Below are 19892 nucleotides of genomic sequence, written 5' to 3' on the forward strand. Positions count from 1 at the left end.
CTTATTTTTTCTTTTCTGCGTGACCACGGAAAGTACGTGTTGGGGCAAATTCGCCCAACTTGTGACCAACCATGTTTTCTGTTACATACACAGGTATAAACTTGTTACCGTTGTGAACGGCGAACGTGTGACCAACGAAATCAGGAGATATCATGGAACGACGTGACCAGGTTTTAACTACCGATTTTTTGCTTGTATCATTCAAGGTCAGAACTTTTCTTTCCAGGTTATGATCAATATAAGGTCCTTTTTTAATTGAACGTGCCATTATTTCTTCCTTCTTTCAATGATATAACGATCAGATGATTTCTTTTTGTCGCGGGTTTTAAAGCCTTTAGCTAATAAACCTTTGCGTGAGCGTGGGTGACCACCTGAGGCTCTACCCTCACCACCACCCATAGGGTGATCTACCGGGTTCATGGCTACACCACGAACTCTTGGACGGCGACCTAACCAGCGTTTGCGACCAGCTTTACCCAACACTTCGTTTGCTTTATCTCCGTTTGAAACGGTACCGATAGTTGCCATACAAGTAAGCAATATCATACGTGTTTCGCCAGAAGGCAATTTGATGATGGCGTATTTACCATCACGAGCCGAAAGCTGAGCGTAAGTACCTGCAGAACGTGCGATGGTACCACCCTGGCCTGGGTTCAACTCGATGTTGTGGATGATAGAACCTAAAGGGATGTTTTTAAGTGGAAGGCTGTTACCAACTTCTGGAGCTGATTTTTCGCCTGATACCACCACTTGTCCAACTGCTAATCCTTCCGGAGCGATCATGTAGCGTTTTTCGCCATCTACGTAATGCAATAGAGCGATACGTGCTGAGCGGTTTGGATCGTACTCGATAGTTGCAACCTTTGCAGGGATATCAAACTTATCGCGTTTAAAATCGATCAACCTATATGATTGTTTGTGACCACCACCTAAGTAGCGCATCGTCATTTTACCGTCGTGGTTACGACCGCCTGATCTTTTGTGAGACATCACCAACGTTTTTTCAGGAACGTTTGTTGTGATATCCGAGTTATCGGCACCTACCCTGAAACGGGTACCCGGAGTTACCGGTTTAAATCTTTTAACTGCCATCTCTATATTGTGCTATAAAAATCTATCGTTTCACCATCTTTTAAAGTGATGATCGCTTTTTTATACTTAGCAGCGCGGCCACTGATGGCTCCTGCTTTAGTATTACGACTTTTCAACTTTCCAACGTAGCGCATGGTGTTTACTGCAACTACATTAATACCGTACATGGTCTCAATTGCTCCTTTGATCTGGATCTTGTTAGCTCTGGGATCAACTATAAAAGCATAACGGTTCAGTTTCTCGGTTAATTGAGATACCTTTTCGGTAAGTAAGGGTTTTTTTAATACTTCCATGATTACTTAGCTAATGCTTCCTCCAAAGTTTTAACAGAATCCGTAGTTAGTAACAACTTACCAGCGTTTAACACATCGTATGTGCTTAACTGATCGGCTGTGATAACTTTAGATTTTTTCAGGTTTCTGCTTGATAAATAAATGTTGTTGTTTGCTGAAGGCAGAACTAACAAAGTTTTTTCGTTAGATAAGTTCAGATCGGCAACAAATTGTATGTAGCTTTTGGTTTTAACAGCTTCGAAATTGAAATCTTCAATTACAAAGATGCTATTGTCAATCGCTTTATAGCTTAAGGCTGATTTACGGGCAAGTTGTTTCAACTTCTTGTTCAGCTTAAAGCTGTAGTCGCGTGGTTGCGGACCAAATACACGGCCACCACCATTAAACAAAGGAGACTTGATACTACCTGCACGGGCACCGCCTGTACCTTTTTGTTTGTAAAGCTTGCGGGTTGAACCTGCAATCTCGTTACGTTGTTTTGATTTGTGAGTTCCCTGGCGCTGGTTAGCTAAATACTGCTTAACATCCAAATAAATTGCGTGATCGTTGGGCTCAATACCAAATACCGCTTCAGGTAGATGCACACTTGCACCTGTTTCTTTACCTGATACATTTAATACTTTAACTTCCATCTTATTTATCCACAATTACAAATGAACCCTTAGCTCCTGGAATGGAACCCTTAACAACTATTAGATTTTGCTCTGGATACACTTTAACTACCTGCAAGTTTTGAACTTTAACGCGGGCGTTACCAGTATGACCTGCCATGCGCATTCCTTTGAATACACGTGAAGGCCATGAAGAAGCACCTAATGAACCTGGAGCTCTTAAGCGATTATGCTGACCGTGAGTTTGCATACCCACACCGGCAAAACCATGACGCTTAACAACACCCTGAAAACCTTTTCCTTTAGAGGTACCTACAACATCAACGTAATCTCCTGCTTCAAAAACCTCAACAGTGATTACATCACCAAGAGTTTTTTCGTCCTCGAACGATTTGAATTCAACAAGTTTACGTTTTGGAGTAGTACCGGCTTTTTGGAAATGACCTTTCAGAGGGCCACTGGTGTTTTTTTCCTTTTTCTCGCCATACGCCAGCTGTACTGCTGCGTAGCCGTCTGTATCCACAGACTTAACATGTGTAACAACACATGGTCCAGCTTCGATTACGGTACATGGGATGTTTTTCCCTGCCTCGTCGAATATGCTGGTCATACCTACCTTTTTACCAATTATTCCTGACATTTTCTTATTTAGTTTTTGCCCATCGAAGCAGTAGGGCTTCGTTCAAGGCATAATAATTCCCCCGAAAGGGACGGCAAAGATAGGAATGTTATATTAATTATCAAATAGTTAGTGATAAATTTTTCAATATATTTTGCAGGGAGGGTTTAGTGCCAGATGGGGTGAATCAAATTTACCGGCATAGTTATCTGCAAATTTGAAATATCATAATGATTTACATTATCCTATTATCACATACCTTAGAATAAAATACGCAAAAGACTTATAATCAACACAATGATTAAACCGATGGCTATTCGAATAAAAAACTGTTAAAAAACATCATTGAAAGCTAATTGTTGTTTCTATTGACGATGATGGTAACTAGAATACCTTTGCATTTAGCGTGTTTGGCTAAACCCGGTCCGTTAATTAAAGGATATCATAGCTGCGATCTCAATTGAGGCGCTTAATATATTGTAACCAACTATTTTTTTGAAGTAAGATCATCAAGGAATTTTTGAGTTTCGGCCCCGGCTTCCAACCTGGGAAGCCTTGTTTTTCAATACGGGATACATGGCATACCCAATTATTAAACCCGAAAGCAAACCACCGATATGCGCTGCATTATCAATGCCACCGGTTAATCCATATAATAAGTTATAGCCCACGAAAACTGAAGTGCTGATTAAAAAAGTCCTTTTAAAGTCTTTTGGAAATAAATTTGTTGTAAGCAAAGCCAAAAAAATACCATACATGCCAAATATAGCTCCTGATGCGCCAACACTCACCGTATTTTGATGCCACCATATACTTGCTATACTTGCCAGAATACCAGTACCCAGATATGCGAATGCAAACCTTTTGCCACCCATTAGCGGTTCTAAAAATATCCCCACAAATAACAAACCATACATATTCATTAAAACATGCATGAGGCCGCCATGTAAAAATGTGTTTGTTAAAAGCCGCCAGTATTGACCCTCAATAACGTTGGCTCTTAAGTTACCACCCCATCTTAATAGATCGGGAGCACCAAAAGATATAAATCCAAGGCCACAACAAATCATTATAATGAAAATGAGAAGGTTAAGATTAATAATAATTGGAGTTATGTAATAGCCTTCATGGGGAATAAATATTTGAAAATCTTTTAAAGTAAATGATTCATCATCATTCTTATCAGATAAGTTCAAATCACTTTTTAATGGTGTAAATAATAAAAAGATCATAAATATGGCTAAACCAATACCAAGTGAGCCAAATATCCAGGGAAACTTATTACCGTTTCTAAGTTCATAGGGTTCGTTAACGGGTGATAATATGATTATTGGATTTATGCCGATTGTATCTTTGGTTAAAATTGCCTGCCTGTAATCTTTATAATCAGAATGTTCGCGTATCCTATTTAGGTAAATAAAATCAGCTAAATTTTTAGTGTCGAAATCAGCCTCGCTCTCTTTAGCAAACTCTTTATACAATTCTTCTTTTTCGGCTGGTGAAAGTCTATTAGAAATAGTTTTTTGGTATTTTACCGCCAACCAGGCCGCTGGCTTTTTATTTAAACTTATAGTATTGTTATGTTTTATAACTGGAGGTTTGATTTGCTGATTACTTAAGGCTGAAACTTTTTTACTTGTTATAATTATAGCGCCCCCTTTTGCTAAAGCATCCCAAAGAGGCATTGCGTATTTACTTTTCAAAACGGTAATGGTTGCTATAGAATCTTTATTTAGCTAAGCGGAATGAGTATTAATTTAAATTTAAGTGTCAATTGCTTCATTACTCCATCAATCTCCTGATCAATTCGGCACTTTGCACCCGGCCTTGCTCCAGCCTGTCGCCAAAAAACTCTTTTACCTGGTTGAAGTGTTCTTTGTAGCCTTTCATATCGCCGTATACGATGATGGACGACCATTCGCGGACGGCGGAGTGGAACTCAAGATCGTCGCCACGGATGGTTTTATCGTAAAGGGCGGCTTCGATGGATTCTTCTAAGAGTTCTTCGTTTTTGAAGAGGTATTCGGCAATGCCTAAGCGCAGGCGGAATGGTGGGGTTTGACAAATGAGGTTATCGTATGGATTTACACCGAGATGGTACCAGGCATCAACCATACTGAGCAGACTTAGGTGCGAGTTATGCTTCCGCAATCCCGGATCACCGGCAAGGGAGAACTCACGCATTACGGAATCGTTCAGCAGGATGGGTTTGCGGCTTTCGTGAAAAACAAAATCGCGGGCTTTGTAGATGCGGGCGCGGAAATCCTTTTCCTCTTCTTTGATCATCAATTTGAACAGTTCGGATTCGGAAACGGCGTAGCGCTTTACCTGTTGTTTGGCGTATGGATTCAAGATAGCGAGCCCGGCGTAAACGTGGGCCTTGTAGCTAAAGATGCGGAGGGTGGTTAGTATCTTTACGTTATCGATACCACCGATGTATGAGGCGTTTTCCCAGGGGAAAAAACCGGCTTCCTTCCAGGCGGTGCCCATGCTTTCGAAACCTACGTGGGTTACGGCCTGGGTATCGGCAACTATTTTGTCGTGCTCGTGATAATTGGGAATCTCTACGATGTCTGATCCTATCTTAATGAAGATATCCAGCATACGCTGATATACTTCCGGATTACTGCGATGCGGGATGATGGCCAGCTTTTGCTGATCGGGTGCGAAGCCGGGGCCGTGCAGGGCGTGAATAGTTACGATGAATACGTTTGATGGCAGGTATTTTTCGAACGCGTCGATCTCCGGAGATTTTACGGATGTTTGGCCGGCTACGATGGTTCCGGGTTTGGCCGATGCTCCGTACTGGGCAACTACGGCGGCTATGCTTTCGGCTTCTACCGAGTAGATCAAAACATCCGCTTTAGCGGAAACCTGGTGGCCATCGTCTAATATCTGAACGTTTGTTGCGCTTAGATCGGCTTCGACCATGGCCCTGTTCTGGGGCAGATCGCAACCGAAAACTGTGTAGCCTACTTTATCAAATGCTTTAGCGTAAAGGCGGCCCATGTCGCCCAAACCAATAATACCGATATTCATGCCGCTAATATAGTTATCGGTATGGTAATTGTACGGGTATTATTATTTGCTTTTTTTACCCATCTTTTAATATGGAGTGATATATTAGCATCGCGACAGCGACAATAAAATTCAATTACAACTGTTTATTTTTTGTACCATACACCAATTATATGAATAAGCAATTAAGCTTACTTACAGGCATACTTTTATTTACCGGGATAGCATTTGCCCAGGATACGGCAAAAAAAGCAGCAAAAGCGCCTATTAATACGGCAAAACCGACATACAAACCAGCGCCTTACGGTTATCGTGCAGCGGCTACGCAAACGCCCGCGCAACCTGCGGTGATTGATAACAGCTTAAACGGACAATATACGGCCATATACAAAATGGCCGAACATTGGCAGCAAGCGGCTCTGGTTACCTTGCATAAGAGCTATACAGACACTATCAATGCTGACAAGCGTAAGCTGAAAGAGGCTAATGCCAAACTGACTGAACAGGCTAAAACCATTGCGGATTTGCAGGGAACAACCAGTACCAAAGATCAAAGCTTGACCGACCTTCAAAAGAAAGTAAACTCCATCAGCTTTTTGGGGATACCGATGACCAAATCGGCTTATAATATTTTGATGTGGGGACTGGTACTGGTATTGGGTGGATCGTTAGCTGCAGTGATCTTCTTATCGGCAAGTAATAAGAACGAGGCTGCTTACCGCATTCAACTACATAGTGAATTGACTGAAGAATATGCCGCTTATAAGGCTAAAGCTAACGAGAAGGAAAAGAAACTGGCCAGAGAATTACAAACAGAGCGGAATAAGCTGGATGAGTTGACGGGGAGATAGGTTAAGAGAAGAATCAAGAAGCCAGACTCAAGAATCAAGATAAACTTTTGTAAGCTTATCAGGTGTATGCCACTTGAGCAGAAGATTTCTCTCTTGTACCCTGCCTACCGTCAGTCAGGCTCGTTCGAAACGACATTGATATTTAATAAAAAATGCCGCTTCCTTTCGGGGCGGCATTTTTGTTTCTTATTAAAATCTGAGGTTCAGCTAACTAAACTTTGATCTCAACTTCAACTCCACTCGGAAGCTCTAATTTCATTAGGGCGTCAACAGTTTTTGAATTTGAACTGTAGATGTCTAACAAACGTTTGTAAGAGCATAATTGAAATTGCTCACGTGCTTTTTTGTTCACGTGTGGTGAACGCAAAACTGTGAAAATTTTCTTTTCGGTTGGCAAAGGGATCGGTCCGCTTACCACAGCACCCGTAGGTTTTACTGTTTTTACGATCTTTTCGGCAGATTTATCTACCAAATTGTAATCGTAAGATTTTAATTTGATTCTGATTCTTTGGCTCATGTTACTTGTTTTTAAAGGTTGCCGTAAGAGCTATTAATTACGGTTTCCGGTTTATTTTAATGATTGATGGACTGAATGATTGAATAAATGCTTTCACATTCAAAACTCAATCATTCAATCCTTCAGTCATTGAACTTTATGCGTTAGCCGCAGCTTTTTTACCTTTTGCTTTAGCTACAATTTCTTCCTGAACGTTACGTGGTGCTTCGGCGTAGTGATCAAACTCCATTGTTGAAGTTGCACGACCTGAAGTAATGGTACGTAATTGAGTTACATAACCAAACATCTCGCTCAATGGAACAGTTGCTTTGATAACCTGTGCACCTGCGCGTGAATCCATACCCAAAAGCTGGCCACGACGACGGTTCATATCACCGATAACATCACCCATGTTTTCTTCTGGGGTCAGGATCTCGATCTTCATGATAGGCTCTAACAACATTGGTTTACATTTTGGCAAAGCTTCGCGGTAAGCGCCACGGGCACAGATCTCGAAAGATAATGCATCCGAATCGACAGCGTGGAATGAACCATCTATCAAACGTACCTTCATGTTTACCAATGGATAACCTGCCAATACACCATTATCCATAGCAGCTTTAAAGCCTTTTTCTACAGATGGGATGAACTCGCGAGGGATAGAACCACCAGAGATCTCGTTCACAAACTGTAAACCAACTGTACCTTCGTCTGCAGGAGAGATAATAACCTGGATATCAGCAAATTTACCACGGCCACCGGTTTGTTTCTTGTATGTTTCGCGGTGTTGTGTTTGACCTGTGATAGATTCTTTGTAAGATACCTGTGGAGCACCCTGGTTAACTTCAACCTTAAACTCACGTTTCAAACGATCCATGATGATATCTAAGTGAAGCTCGCCCATACCAGATATAATGGTTTGGCCGCTATCTTCGTCAGATGTTACACGGAAGGTTGGATCCTCTTCGGATAATTTACCTAAAGCCATACCTAATCTATCAACGTCAGCCTGAGTTTTAGGCTCAATAGCCAAACCGATAACCGGCTCAGGGAAGTTCATCGACTCTAAAACGATTGGGTGTTTCTCATCACAAAGTGTATCACCTGTTTTGATATCCTTAAAGCCTACTACCGCAGCAATATCACCAGCACCTACATTAGGGATAGAGTTTTGCTTGTTAGCGTGCATTTGGAAGATACGTGAGATACGCTCTTTGTTATCAGAACGCATGTTATATACATACGAACCTGCTTCCAGGTTACCAGAATATACGCGGATAAAGCACAAACGACCTACAAATGGATCTGTTGCGATTTTAAACGCTAATGCTGCAAATGGTTCTTTTTCTGATGGTTGACGAATAACTTCTTCGCCAGTGTTAGGGTTGGTACCTACGATACCGTCTACATCCATTGGCGATGGCAATAACTCCATCACGTAATCTAACATGGTTTGTACACCTTTGTTTTTGAAAGATGAACCACATACCATAGGTACGATTTTGGCATCTAATACCGCTGCACGTAATGCATCAAGCACTTCGCGCTCAGTGATAGTTTCAGGAGCTTCGAAGAATTTCTCCATCAGGCTCTCATCGTAATCAGCTACAGCTTCAAGCAATTTCTCTCTCCACTCGGTAGCTTCTTCGATCATATCCTCAGGGATCGGAACTTCGGTAAAGGTCATCCCTTTATCGTGCTCATTCCAGATGATACCTCTCCAGTTAATCAAATCAACAACACCTTTAAAGCCTTCTTCGGCACCAATTGGTAATTGCAAAGGTACAGCGTTGCTGCCCAACATGCTTTTAACCTGTTTAACAACCTTCAAGAAATCGGCACCAGAACGGTCCATCTTGTTAACGAAGCCTATGCGGGCAACGTTGTAGTTGTTAGCCAGGCGCCAGTTGGTTTCTGATTGTGGCTCAACACCATCAACGGCAGAAAACAAGAACACCAAACCATCCAATACACGCAGTGAGCGGTTTACCTCAACGGTAAAATCCACGTGGCCCGGTGTATCAATAATGTTGATATGGTATTGTTGGTTACGATATTTCCAGTCGATAGTTGTAGCAGCCGAAGTGATGGTGATACCACGCTCCTGCTCTTGTGCCATCCAGTCCATCGTTGCAGCACCTTCGTGCACTTCACCAATTTTATGGTTAACACCTGCATAATATAATATACGCTCAGTAGTGGTAGTTTTACCTGCATCAATGTGTGCAGCAATACCGATGTTCCTGGTGTATTTTAGGTCTCTTGACATATTATTTTAATGATTGATTGTTTGAATGATTGAAGGATTGAATGTTTTTGCAATGCTTCAATAAATTGAATTTGAATTTTATAGATGAAGGATCGAGTTAATGACTTTAAAAAAAATCTTAACTCAATCCTTCAATCTTCAATCCTTCAATAATTAATTAGAAACGGAAGTGAGAGAACGCTTTGTTGGCTTCGGCCATTTTGTGCGTATCTTCTTTCTTTTTAACCGCAGCACCTTCGCCTTTAGCAGCGCTGATGATCTCTCCGGCTAATTTTTCCATCATGGTTTTTTCGCCACGTTTACGTGCGTAGCTAATTAACCATTTCATACCCAAAGCTATTTTACGCTCCGGACGAACTTCTGTTGGTACCTGGAAGTTAGCACCACCAACCCTACGGCTCTTTACCTCAACGGCAGGCATAATGTTGTTTAATGCTTTTTTCCATGTTTCTAATCCGCTATCGCTGGTTTTTTTCTCAACTAACTCAACAGCATCATAGAATATAGAGTACGCGGTAGATTTTTTACCATCGTACATCATGTTATTTACAAACCTTGTTACCAAAGTATCATTGAACTTTGGATCAGGAAGGATAATTCTCTTTTTTGGTTTTGACTTTCTCATTGCTTTCTATCCTCCTTAATTATTTCTTTTTACCTTTTGCCGGAGCAGCTGCAACTTGACCTGGTTTAGGACGTTTGGTTCCGTATTTAGAACGACGTTGGTTACGGCCCGCTACACCTGATGTATCTAACGCGCCACGGATGATGTGGTAACGTACACCTGGTAAATCTTTAACACGACCACCGCGGATTAACACGATAGAGTGCTCTTGCAGGTTGTGACCTTCACCAGGGATATAAGCGTTAACTTCTTTTCCGTTGGTTAAACGTACACGCGCAACTTTACGCATTGCTGAGTTTGGTTTTTTAGGGGTAGTGGTATATACGCGTGTACATACTCCTCTTCGCTGTGGACAGCTGTCCAACGCTGGTGACTTACTCTTGTCAACCATAGCTACTCTACCTTTTCTAACTAATTGCTGAATAGTAGGCATTGTTCCTTTTTAATGTTTTGTTTACCCCGCATAAATTACGGGACTGCAAAGGTAGGAAGTTTAATTTTGTTAATCAAGTGGTTAGGGGATTTTTTTTTGAGGGTTTTAGTGTGGAAGACCGAGGTTGGGAAACGTGAGATGGGGTGGTAGTTTAGGGTTGATTTGGATTATATTGAACTTTGCAAGTGTTGAACAAGACAATATATTATTATACAGGCGCTATTAAAACTGAACAACAATATGATAATGCATTGGCGTGTATTTACGAGTTGACGCAGACAAACATTACTAAAAATCCCGCTACAGCTAATGAGCTTGAAGCACTGAGCATTCAGGTTAAGGAATATGAATTAAATACTATTTGATGTAATGCGCAGAAGGCACAAGTACGCCACCTCTTTTCCCATCGCTGCATACTTGCGCCAGTGCGTAGATAATGCTAAACAATATTAATTGTCGCTCAACACAACTCCTTTTAAATTAACAAGGTATTTTACTGTTTTTCTTTGGTTAAATACACCATAGTCAATAATAATTAAAATACTTCCGTTGGACTGCGTGTTAATATTAAGAAATTTAGGGTCATAAAAGTTACCTAATTTATACAAATGTTGTTCGAGTACCTCATCACCATTAGCAATTGCAACTAATATTTGATGCGTTATTTCATCTGTGCCTTCATTATGCGCACTACCCGATTTATTTGACACTTTATAAATATTAATTAATAGATCCCCAGTCTTTCTTATAATAAGCGTATCAACCGAGGCCAATAATGGTACCAATCTTTTTTCTTTTATTTCGACTGGTTTAACATTTGCGCTTTGTGCATGACAGCTAATAACTATCGCAAAGCTGTTAAATAATGTGATTAAGAAAATTTTCATTTTAATTATTGGCTATTTACTGAAATGTGAATATGATCTCCGTGTTCACTTACATTAAATGGTTGTCCAAATTTGTGCTTAAATGCAGTACCAAAATTTCCTCTAATTATTAAAGATTGATCAAATTCATTTTGCGAGGCACGCACCACTGCTGAGTTACCTACAAATTAAATGCACAACCCCTCGCTGTTCGAAGTCTTCGAATTCGAACCAATATGCATATAAATCGCATCACGCGTTTTCGAGAGATCTGAACTTCGCTTATCAATCAATAATTTTACGGCGCATTACATAGTAAACGGTACTTGTACCAGGTGCTCCAAGTACATAGCTATTTGCAAACATCCACCCTTTACGAGCCATGTAATTAAGTGCACCAACAATCGAATTAAATTCTATTTTGTTACCATTTTCATCTTTCAATCTTTGAACAAAAAGCTTTGTTTCCTGACCAAAATCTACCGAAACCTCAACTTTAGAACCCGTAAGCTTAGGCGCGACATTCATAATACAATACACATCGTGCGATTTTACCTTGACCGTATCTACTTCTTGTGCAAAACTCAAAACTGGACTAAACAATAGAATAAACAATATTTTTTTCATAATTATTTTTTTTCTAAGATAGAATATCATCTAAAAATTCACAAATTGTGTAGGACATCATAAACATGGTTGTCTCGTCCTAAAAGTAGATGACTATAATATTATATTGGTTATTGAAGCTATGGCGGTTATTAGGCCTTCTTCAACGCAAAAACAAACCTTGACCCTTCGTCCGGTTGGCTCTCGACCCAGATGCGGCCGTGGTTGGCTTCGATGAACTCCTTGCAGAGAACGAGGCCCAGGCTGGTGCCCTTTTCGTCGTTGGTGCCGTCGGTGCTTACGTTGCTGAGGTCGAAGATGCGGTTGATGCGGTTGGGTTCGATGCCTACGCCGTTGTCTTGTACGATGAAGTTTACCTCTGTTCCATTTTTGGCGGTTTGGGTGCTGATGGTGACATCGCCACCTATGGCCGTGAACTTTACGGCGTTCGAGAGTAGGTTACGCAGCACAAACTCGAAGTGATCAGGATCGGTTACTACGGCTACATCTTTACCAACCTGGTTTTGGATATAGATGGATTTGACCTGGGCGGCACCGGATAACATGGCTATGTTACGCTCAATAGCTTGGTTTGGGTTGAGGATAACAGGGTTTAGGCGAATACCTTTGATCTGCATTTCGCCCCATTTAAGCAGGTTGTTCAGGATATCCAGCGATGCACTACTGGTTACGGATACCAGGCTAATGAGTTCTTTACGCTCTTCGGGTTTAATATCATCATCATTAATTACCTGTAACAGGCCGATGATGGTTGAAAATGGCGCACGCAGATCATGAGCCAGAACGGAGAAAAGCTTATCCTTAATGGTATTGGTTTCTTTCAATTCGGCATTGGCCTGGTTAAGCAGGGCGTTAAACTTACGGGTACGATAAAAGAACAGGCCCATAATTACTAGCAGCAAAATAAAGCCGATAGCAAAACCCAACACCACCTTGCTTGCTAATGATTGTTGCGCGTTGAGGTACTGTAACTCCTTTACGCTGGCACGTGATTTACTAAGATCATAACCCGTTTGCAGGTTTACGATCTGCTTGGCCATCCGCTGCAGGAAATATTTATCGGCAATGGTGTATTGCTCTTGTTTGGCCGCATAGGCTTGTTTATCATTACCTAAATAGTGGTACATATCGGCCATACGGCCCAAAATTTCGATGGCTTGTTTGTGGGCGCCTTTCTCTTTCACTTTATCAAGAGCCTGCTTAAAATACACAAGCGCGTCTTTGGCATTGGCCTGTCCGTAAGTTTCGGCAATGCTCATCATGGTTTGATACTCGCGGATAAAGTTATGAATGGCCTGCGCTTTAGCCAATGCCTGTTTTTGTAGCTGAATAGATTTATTCTTAAAACCCTGTTTGTTATACAAGGCAGCAAGGGTATTCATCAAGGTGATATTGAGGCCCTGGTATTCGGGCTTGTTACTTAAGGCGAGGCCCTTTTCCAGATAGGATTTAGCCTGATCATAGTCGCCGGTTTCCCGGTATATATTGCCATAACTGATATAGATATTCAAACTCAGGTTTGATATGGGCAGGGTTTTATTGATCTGCTCGGCCTGGTTAAGGAATTTGAGCGCGATATCTATTTTATGCTGTAGAATGTAAACCTCGCTAATGGTGAGATAGGCTTCCATTTTACCGGGCAGATCTTTGTTTTGCTCGCTGATTTTGAGCGACTCAAGAAAGTAGCTGAGCGCTTTATCATAATTGCCTTTACGATTTTCGATCACGCCCAAACGGATGGTTTCGATAGCAACACCTTTTGTTGAGTTGGCACGCTTGTAAAGTTCGATAGCTTCGAGATAGTTTTGGCGCGATTCGTCAAACTTGCCTAAGTTATCCTCAATCATACCCAATTGGTTGAGGATTTTGGCAAGGCCCACATCATCGTGATTAGCATGTGCTAATGCGATGGCTTTTTGGGTAAAATAGATAGCGGAATCGGGTTTGTAGTAACGGTAGCGGCTAATGAGCTTATCGTAATCGGCAATGGTTAGCTGAGTTGCATCTTTATTACCGGCAGGCGCGGGTTTAGCACAGGCATATATTGGCATTGCCAATAAAAATAATATGATGCGCTTATAGAAAGCCATATATAGCGGGCCAATTAATCTGGGTGATTATATTCTAATACGCTAAAATTAGGGTTATATTTATAATTACACAATCGATATTATTAACAATTACTTAAAAACTATAAATATCAGGTTTATTTTGCTGCATAATCAGAAAATACGAGGTTATCCGAAAAGAAAGCCAATACCTTTTGATTGATGCGCTGGCCAATGCGACTGGTATGAGTACCGGGATATATCTCGAAAGAGTGCTTAATACCGTATTTAGCCAGCTCGGCATCTAACACTTTAATGCTGGCCGCTATGCCAGGGATGTCCTTATCGCCAGCATCAAAGCCCATGGCATGCAAGGCTTTAAGGTTGGTAATATATTGATCGAGCGTGGCTAAGGGGGCGTTGGCTATTATTTTAGCTTGTATAGCTGGTAGCGCTTTTCCATCTTTAAACGGCAGATCGAAATAAAATGGCGGGTTATTCAAATCGGGCGCCCAGGCCGCCAGTGATGCAAACATATATTTTGTACCGAAATCGGTTTTGTTAAAATCGGTTATGGTTTTGATGGACTCCAGCTTAACCATCTGGTCTGCGCTGAAAGTCTCCATAAAGGGTGTTAAACTTGCAGGGCTAAGCATGTAGATGGACGAGAATACTTCGGGATGCCGCTCTCCTATCCGCATGGTACCGTAGCCCCCCATGGAATGGCCGGCTAAACCCCGGCTTGATGCTTTGGCAATGGTGCGGTAGTGGGTATCCATATAGGCCACCATTTCGTGAGCCACAAACCCTTCCCAATTACCGGTGGTGATGGAGTTGGAATACATGCTTCCGCGGAAGCGGGTATCGGCATCGGCCGTTACAAAAATCATTTCTTTGGCCTTGCCCGATGCAAATACGGTATCTAATATGGCGGGCAGGTTGACCCAGTGTTTGGTTAAACCGTACCATTTGGAGTCGTTATCGGTAAAGCCGTGTAAAAAGTAAACTACCGGGTAATGGCGTTTGGAGCTGGTTTTATAGCTGGCCGGTAAATAGATGGATAGATTACGATCTGTTGAATCGCCGTCGAGGTTACCTTCTAAACTTTTGCCGTGTAGTTTAACATGCAATACAGTGCCTTTGGCTGTTTGGCTATAGCCGGATGAAATGCTGAATGCTACACATAGCAAGGTTATTGATACCGCGGTAAATATTTTCATAAATAGTGATGATGAGCCGGTTGATGTTTTAAACCCTGATAAATGTAAGCGTTTTACCTATAAATTTAAAATGCCAGTAACCCGTTACTTTAAGTTCTCCTTTGGTATTAATATAAGCTGATGAATCCCAATGATGGCCGTGCAGGGCGTCATAGATCACACCGTTTTCCCAGGAATTGGATTTAGGTACATATACCAGCTTCTCTAAAATACTCGATCCCAATATTTTTTGGGTGCGGAGTTTGGGGTCCGGATTATCGGCATCAAGGCGGGTTTCCATAGGACGGCTTTTATCATCGGCATCGTTGAACCAGATGATCTTTGCTTTGTAGGATGTTGCTCCGTCTTTATAAATTTCGACCGTGAGGTTTTTAGTGTTGATCATCCATTTACCGCAAATGAGGTCCTGTGGTGGTATTTTGGTAAGAGCAGCTTTTTGCGCGGATGCTGTGTGATGGATAGCGATGAAAAAGATGATCGCGATGATGTAACCCAGAAGTTTTTTGCCCGTGACTGCCATTGCTGTGAAGATAAACAATTTGATAATTGTTTAACAACCGGATGTGATTTTGTTTTTGAGCAGACTTTTTAATTAATTACTGTTCAACGCTGGCAGGCTACGCTTATCTGGCGGCAACTCTTTAAATTTTTTGTAGTTATCGTTAATGTAAACTACCAGGGTTTGCTGTGAACTATTCTTGGCGAAAGCTAAGGTTGGACGGTACATGGCCATAAAATTTTCCAATTCTTTTCCTTTTAAGGGCACAACACTGCTCACTAATGCTCTGGTGAAGATGGCATCTATCTGTCTTTGTTCAACCTCATTTTTAAAGTAGCGTTTCAGGCGACGGGCATCGCGTGATTCTTTGCCAAACATGCGGGATGGGGAGAGCGCGAATTTACTTTTACGGTAGATCTCAGGATACTCAGCTTCGGGATTGAAAACGGCTTTACTATCGGCAATGTTTACCGCTTGCAAGCTGATACCGGCTTGTTTAAGTTCGATGTGCTTAGTTTTAAGATCGACAACAAAAAGGGTATCAGATACATATCCCGGTAAAGAAAATATAAGGGTATGATTGAGTGAAGTGCGGATATCAAACTCGCCGGATTTATCAGTAAGTGCAACCTGCTTGCTACCTATATCGCGAATAAAAACGTTTTCGAGGCGGGTATTTTTGCCAGCTTCGGTAACGGTACCACTTAAAACCTGGCCCTTTGCAGATAAGGCTATAACAAACAGGGCGGCAAGAGTTATGATAGATCGTAGTTTCATGGTAGTAGGTGTCTTATAGCAAAGGTAAAGTTTAAAATGGCTAAAGTTTTAAACTAAATGTTAAATAAGAGCCATAAAAAAAGCCTCCCGATAAACCGGGAGGCTTTATAAAGTACCTTACAGGTTAAATTATTTTTTACCTGCTTCTTGCTCTGCCTGACGTAATGCACGTGAAGTAGTTACAGAAACGATAGTATCTTCGATAGCGTTGGTGATGATCAGTTTTTCTAATTTCAGATCACTAACACGTACAGATTTACCTACTTCTAAAGTTTCGATGCTCACGTCGATGTTATCGATATGATCTTTAGGTAAAGCTTTGATACGTAGTTTACGCAATTTTTGAACTAATTTACCACCCACTTTAACACCTGGAGAAGTACCGGTTAAACGAACCGGGATCTCGATGGTAACTGGTTTTGCAGCATCAAGAGCCAAAAAGTCAACGTGAATAATCTCGTCGGTTAATGGATGAAACTGAATATCTTTGATGATAGCCTGAGTTTTTGTTCCGGCTACGTCAATGTCGATGAAATGAACAACGGGTGTGTAAACAACCGGTTTCAAATCAGCTACGGACACCGCGAAGTGGGTTTGTGTTGCCCCACCGTAAAGTACTGCAGGCACTAAGCCTTGGTAACGCAGCTCTTTGGCGTCTCTTTTCCCTACGTTCTGTCTAACAGAACCGCTAATAGTAATTGATTTCATTGTTTTTATTTATTGTTTTTGGATCGTAACTACATGCTACAATCCGGTATTACTCTTTTACTTTCCGACAACCCATCGTTCGGACTTACCAATTTCCGGCCTTTCGGACTAATTAATCAACCCTGAACAGATCACTTATTGATCCGTGCTCGTTTACGTTGGCAATGGCCTTGGCAAACAGGGTAGCGGTTGATAGTACCCTTATTTTACTACTTTGTTGTTTTAACTCGATAGTATCTGTTACGATCAATTCTGTTAAAACCGAGTTTTCAATGGTTTCGTAAGCCTTGCCCGATAATACCGGGTGCGTACAAACCGCTCTAACACTCCTTGCGCCTTTTTCCATGATCAAAGCTGCTGCTTTGGCTAAGGTTCCGGCTGTATCGATGATATCATCTATCAAAACAATATCCTGCCCGGTTACATCACCAATTACCGACATCGATTCAATTTCGTTGGCCCGTTTACGGCGTTTATCGCAAATTACTACCTCGGCGTTAAAATACTTGGCAAATGTACGTGCCCTGTATGAGCCGCCCATATCCGGCGAAGCTATGGTCAGGTTTCCCAAATTTAAGCTCTTGATATAAGGTACGAATATTACTGACGCGTCCAAATGATCAACCGGTATGTCAAAGAAACCCTGTATTTGTGCAGCGTGCAGGTCCATCGTCATGATACGGTTAATGCCTGCGGCTACTAATAAATTAGCCACCAGTTTTGAACCAATGGCTACACGCGGTTTATCTTTCCTGTCTTGTCGGGCCAAACCGAAGTAAGGTATCACCGCCGTAACATAATGTGCCGATGCCCTGCGCGCGGCATCAATCAGCATTAAAAGTTCTATCAGGTTATCAAAGGGTTGGTTTGTGCTTTGAATCAAGAACACATCGCTACCTCTGATGGATTCATTAAAGTGGGGCTGAATTTCGCCATCACTAAACCTGGATACAATTACATCACCTAATTCCCTACCATACGATTCTGCAATTTTAATTGACAGTGCTTTAGTAGCCGAGCCTGAGAATAATTTAACAGGATTGAATTGTAAAGGCATGATTATTTCGGATGTCGAAAGTGTAATTCGGATTTAGAAACTCATTAAAATAAAAAATTCGGATTCGAAATCGAAACTCCGAAATCCGAATTTTTATGTTGCCCGACCAGGATTCGAACCTAGACAAACGGTACCAAAAACCGTCGTACTACCATTATACTATCAGGCAATCTTCCACCGGTTACTTGCGTTTCCGAAACGGAATGCAAATATAGGACGATATTTTTAAGTTCAAAAGCATTTTTTAAATTTTATCGCTTAGTTGTCTAAAACAACACCCATCGAACAAAATTTCTCGATGCGTTCGCTTACCAACTCATCAACATTTTTCTCTTTTAACACCTTTAAATCCTTAATTAGCTGCTTTTTAAGGGTTGCAGCCATGGTGATGGGATCTTGATGGGCGCCACCCAATGGTTCTTTAATTACACCATCAATCAGCTTGTTTTTAAGCATATCTACGCTGGTAAGCTTCAAAACCTCGGCGGCTTTCTCCTTATTTTCCCATGTTTTCCATAAAATGGTTGAACAGTTTTCGGGAGAGATCACAGAATACCATGAATTTTCGAGCATCATTACCTTATCGCCAATACCAATACCTAAAGCTCCGCCCGATGCACCTTCGCCAATAATAACGCAGATGACAGGCACTTTTAGGATAGACATTTCTAACAGGTTACGGGCAATGGCTTCCCCTTGTCCGCGCTCTTCGGCTTCTAAACCTGGGAATGCTCCGGGGGTATCAATCAGGGTAACTACGGGTTTGTTAAATTTTTCGGCAATGCGCATTAAACGTAAAGCTTTGCGGTAACCTTCGGGATTAGCCATACCAAAATTGCGATACTGGCGCATTTTGGTATTGATACCCTTTTGGTGACCAATGAACATTACAGTTTGTCCGTTCAGGGTACCAAAACCACCTACAATGGCTTTATCATCGCCTACCGTACGATCGCCGTGCATCTCAATAAAATCATCACACATTAGCTCAATATACTGTAAAGTATACGGGCGCTCGGGATGGCGCGAGATCTGAACACGCTGCCAGCCTGTTAAATGTGTAAATATCTGTTTCTTGGTAGTTTCAAATTTCTCCTCGAGTTCGGCCAAAGTTGCCGACATATCCACCTTGGTTTTCTCTTCAACCTGTTTTACCTTTTCCATCTGCAATTGCAAATCGGCAAGCGGCTTTTCAAAATCAAATGTAATCTTCATTTCACTCATACGGGTTGCAAAAGTAAATAATTCAATCGGTATATTGCTTAATGATTAAGTTTCTGTAATTGTTCGTACTTTTTACGCTGTGCGGGAGTTAAAATGGCTTGTACCTTAACGGCAGCCTGTAAAACGGCGTTGCGCATTTCGCCCTGGTATAAACCATAACGGTTGGTGTAAAATATCAATGTACCATCGGTTACTTTTTTGGTGCGGAACATCTCGTCTAAAGCGCGTTCGTTTTTCACAATGAAGTCGCCCATTTCTTTCATCTTCCGCACAAGCGTACTATTAATGCTTGTTATATCGGTTACCTGTACTACAGATAGGTCAAGTTCCCTTTTCCAGTTCAGTGCCTTTTGTGGTTCGGCATAATGATTAAGGCTGGCTACACCTGCTAAATTAAATTGGTCTATCCCATCAATATATGCCTTGTACTGTACATAACTCATGGTTTTTAAGGGCGACATGCCCGTGGTATCGGCACCTGATTGCGCTAAAACAACCGTAGTAATAAAGAACAGCGGAATAGATAATAAATATCTCATCATAATATTAAATGTGCGTG

At 41.5% G+C, this 19892-nt stretch carries 22 protein-coding genes and 1 tRNA gene; 1 reads left to right on the forward strand and 22 read right to left on the reverse strand.

Annotated elements, in window-relative coordinates:
- Nucleotide 1 precedes the first annotated feature (1 nt).
- The 7 genes from rpsS to ABIN91_RS24105 all read right to left on the reverse strand — a co-directional run bounded on the left by rpsS (nt 2) and on the right by ABIN91_RS24105 (nt 5654).
- Nucleotides 2–268: a 30S ribosomal protein S19 gene (gene rpsS, locus ABIN91_RS24075; RefSeq protein ID WP_121196011.1), complete on the reverse strand. Its 267-nt coding sequence runs from the start codon at nt 266–268 to the stop codon at nt 2–4.
- The gene (gene rplB / locus ABIN91_RS24080; protein ID WP_348054250.1) at nt 268–1092 is read right to left on the reverse strand and encodes a 50S ribosomal protein L2; all 825 of its coding nucleotides are present in this window, start codon (nt 1090–1092) and stop codon (nt 268–270) included. Before rplB ends, rpsS begins: the two co-directional genes overlap by 1 nt.
- A gap of 2 nt (nt 1093–1094) precedes the next feature.
- The gene (gene rplW / locus ABIN91_RS24085) at nt 1095–1385 is read right to left on the reverse strand and encodes a 50S ribosomal protein L23 (RefSeq protein ID WP_008506289.1); all 291 of its coding nucleotides are present in this window, start codon (nt 1383–1385) and stop codon (nt 1095–1097) included.
- Nucleotides 1386–1387: 2 nt separating this feature from the next.
- On the reverse strand, nt 1388–2017 hold the full coding sequence (gene rplD, locus ABIN91_RS24090; RefSeq protein ID WP_348054252.1) for a 50S ribosomal protein L4: 630 nt from the start codon (nt 2015–2017) through the stop codon (nt 1388–1390).
- Between the two features lies 1 nt (nt 2018).
- Complete coding sequence (rplC, locus tag ABIN91_RS24095; protein ID WP_348054254.1) at nt 2019–2636, reverse strand: 50S ribosomal protein L3; 618 nt, start codon at nt 2634–2636, stop codon at nt 2019–2021.
- Between the two features lie 488 nt (nt 2637–3124).
- Nucleotides 3125–4318, reverse strand: coding sequence for a rhomboid family intramembrane serine protease (locus ABIN91_RS24100; protein WP_348054256.1), 1194 nt, complete (start codon nt 4316–4318; stop codon nt 3125–3127).
- A gap of 79 nt (nt 4319–4397) precedes the next feature.
- Nucleotides 4398–5654 carry a prephenate dehydrogenase gene (locus ABIN91_RS24105; RefSeq protein ID WP_348054258.1) on the reverse strand — a complete coding sequence of 419 codons (1257 nt, stop codon included), beginning with the start codon at nt 5652–5654 and terminating at the stop codon, nt 4398–4400.
- A gap of 152 nt (nt 5655–5806) precedes the next feature.
- On the opposite strand from ABIN91_RS24105, the gene ABIN91_RS24110 reads away from it, so the two are divergent.
- The gene (locus tag ABIN91_RS24110; protein WP_348054260.1) at nt 5807–6484 is read left to right on the forward strand and encodes a hypothetical protein; all 678 of its coding nucleotides are present in this window, start codon (nt 5807–5809) and stop codon (nt 6482–6484) included.
- Nucleotides 6485–6695: 211 nt separating this feature from the next.
- Here ABIN91_RS24110 and rpsJ read toward each other — a convergent pair whose 3' ends face one another.
- From rpsJ to ABIN91_RS24185, 15 genes are all read right to left on the reverse strand, one after another.
- Entirely contained in the window at nt 6696–7001 is a 306-nt protein-coding gene (gene rpsJ, locus ABIN91_RS24115; RefSeq protein ID WP_040627320.1) for a 30S ribosomal protein S10, read from the reverse strand.
- Nucleotides 7002–7137: 136 nt separating this feature from the next.
- Entirely contained in the window at nt 7138–9249 is a 2112-nt protein-coding gene (gene fusA / locus ABIN91_RS24120) for an elongation factor G (RefSeq protein ID WP_348054263.1), read from the reverse strand.
- A gap of 157 nt (nt 9250–9406) precedes the next feature.
- The gene (gene rpsG, locus ABIN91_RS24125; protein ID WP_121196030.1) at nt 9407–9874 is read right to left on the reverse strand and encodes a 30S ribosomal protein S7; all 468 of its coding nucleotides are present in this window, start codon (nt 9872–9874) and stop codon (nt 9407–9409) included.
- Nucleotides 9875–9893: 19 nt separating this feature from the next.
- The gene (gene rpsL / locus ABIN91_RS24130) at nt 9894–10307 is read right to left on the reverse strand and encodes a 30S ribosomal protein S12 (RefSeq protein ID WP_348054265.1); all 414 of its coding nucleotides are present in this window, start codon (nt 10305–10307) and stop codon (nt 9894–9896) included.
- 449 nt (nt 10308–10756) lie between these two features.
- A complete protein-coding gene (locus ABIN91_RS24135) occupies nt 10757–11194 on the reverse strand; it encodes a hypothetical protein (protein ID WP_348054267.1) in 438 nt (145 codons plus the stop codon).
- A gap of 264 nt (nt 11195–11458) precedes the next feature.
- Nucleotides 11459–11800, reverse strand: coding sequence for a hypothetical protein (locus ABIN91_RS24140; protein WP_348054269.1), 342 nt, complete (start codon nt 11798–11800; stop codon nt 11459–11461).
- 131 nt (nt 11801–11931) lie between these two features.
- Nucleotides 11932–13890 carry a tetratricopeptide repeat-containing sensor histidine kinase gene (locus ABIN91_RS24145; protein ID WP_348054271.1) on the reverse strand — a complete coding sequence of 653 codons (1959 nt, stop codon included), beginning with the start codon at nt 13888–13890 and terminating at the stop codon, nt 11932–11934.
- 116 nt (nt 13891–14006) lie between these two features.
- Entirely contained in the window at nt 14007–15068 is a 1062-nt protein-coding gene (locus ABIN91_RS24150; protein ID WP_348054273.1) for an alpha/beta hydrolase-fold protein, read from the reverse strand.
- A 28-nt stretch (nt 15069–15096) separates the two neighbouring features.
- Nucleotides 15097–15588 carry a DUF2147 domain-containing protein gene (locus tag ABIN91_RS24155; RefSeq protein WP_348054275.1) on the reverse strand — a complete coding sequence of 164 codons (492 nt, stop codon included), beginning with the start codon at nt 15586–15588 and terminating at the stop codon, nt 15097–15099.
- 72 nt (nt 15589–15660) lie between these two features.
- Nucleotides 15661–16344 carry a carboxypeptidase-like regulatory domain-containing protein gene (locus ABIN91_RS24160; RefSeq protein ID WP_348054277.1) on the reverse strand — a complete coding sequence of 228 codons (684 nt, stop codon included), beginning with the start codon at nt 16342–16344 and terminating at the stop codon, nt 15661–15663.
- Between the two features lie 129 nt (nt 16345–16473).
- Nucleotides 16474–17052: a 50S ribosomal protein L25/general stress protein Ctc gene (locus tag ABIN91_RS24165; protein ID WP_348054279.1), complete on the reverse strand. Its 579-nt coding sequence runs from the start codon at nt 17050–17052 to the stop codon at nt 16474–16476.
- 112 nt (nt 17053–17164) lie between these two features.
- On the reverse strand, nt 17165–18109 hold the full coding sequence (locus ABIN91_RS24170; protein WP_348054281.1) for a ribose-phosphate pyrophosphokinase: 945 nt from the start codon (nt 18107–18109) through the stop codon (nt 17165–17167).
- Nucleotides 18110–18207: 98 nt separating this feature from the next.
- Nucleotides 18208–18278 (reverse strand) — tRNA-Gln (locus ABIN91_RS24175).
- Between the two features lie 89 nt (nt 18279–18367).
- A complete protein-coding gene (locus ABIN91_RS24180; protein ID WP_348054283.1) occupies nt 18368–19324 on the reverse strand; it encodes an acetyl-CoA carboxylase carboxyltransferase subunit alpha in 957 nt (318 codons plus the stop codon).
- A gap of 47 nt (nt 19325–19371) precedes the next feature.
- A partial coding sequence (locus ABIN91_RS24185; protein WP_348054285.1) for a Spy/CpxP family protein refolding chaperone occupies nt 19372–19892 on the reverse strand: 521 nt, incomplete at its 5' end.

Source organism: Mucilaginibacter sp. (genome assembly GCF_039921305.1).
Classification (GTDB): domain Bacteria; phylum Bacteroidota; class Bacteroidia; order Sphingobacteriales; family Sphingobacteriaceae; genus Mucilaginibacter.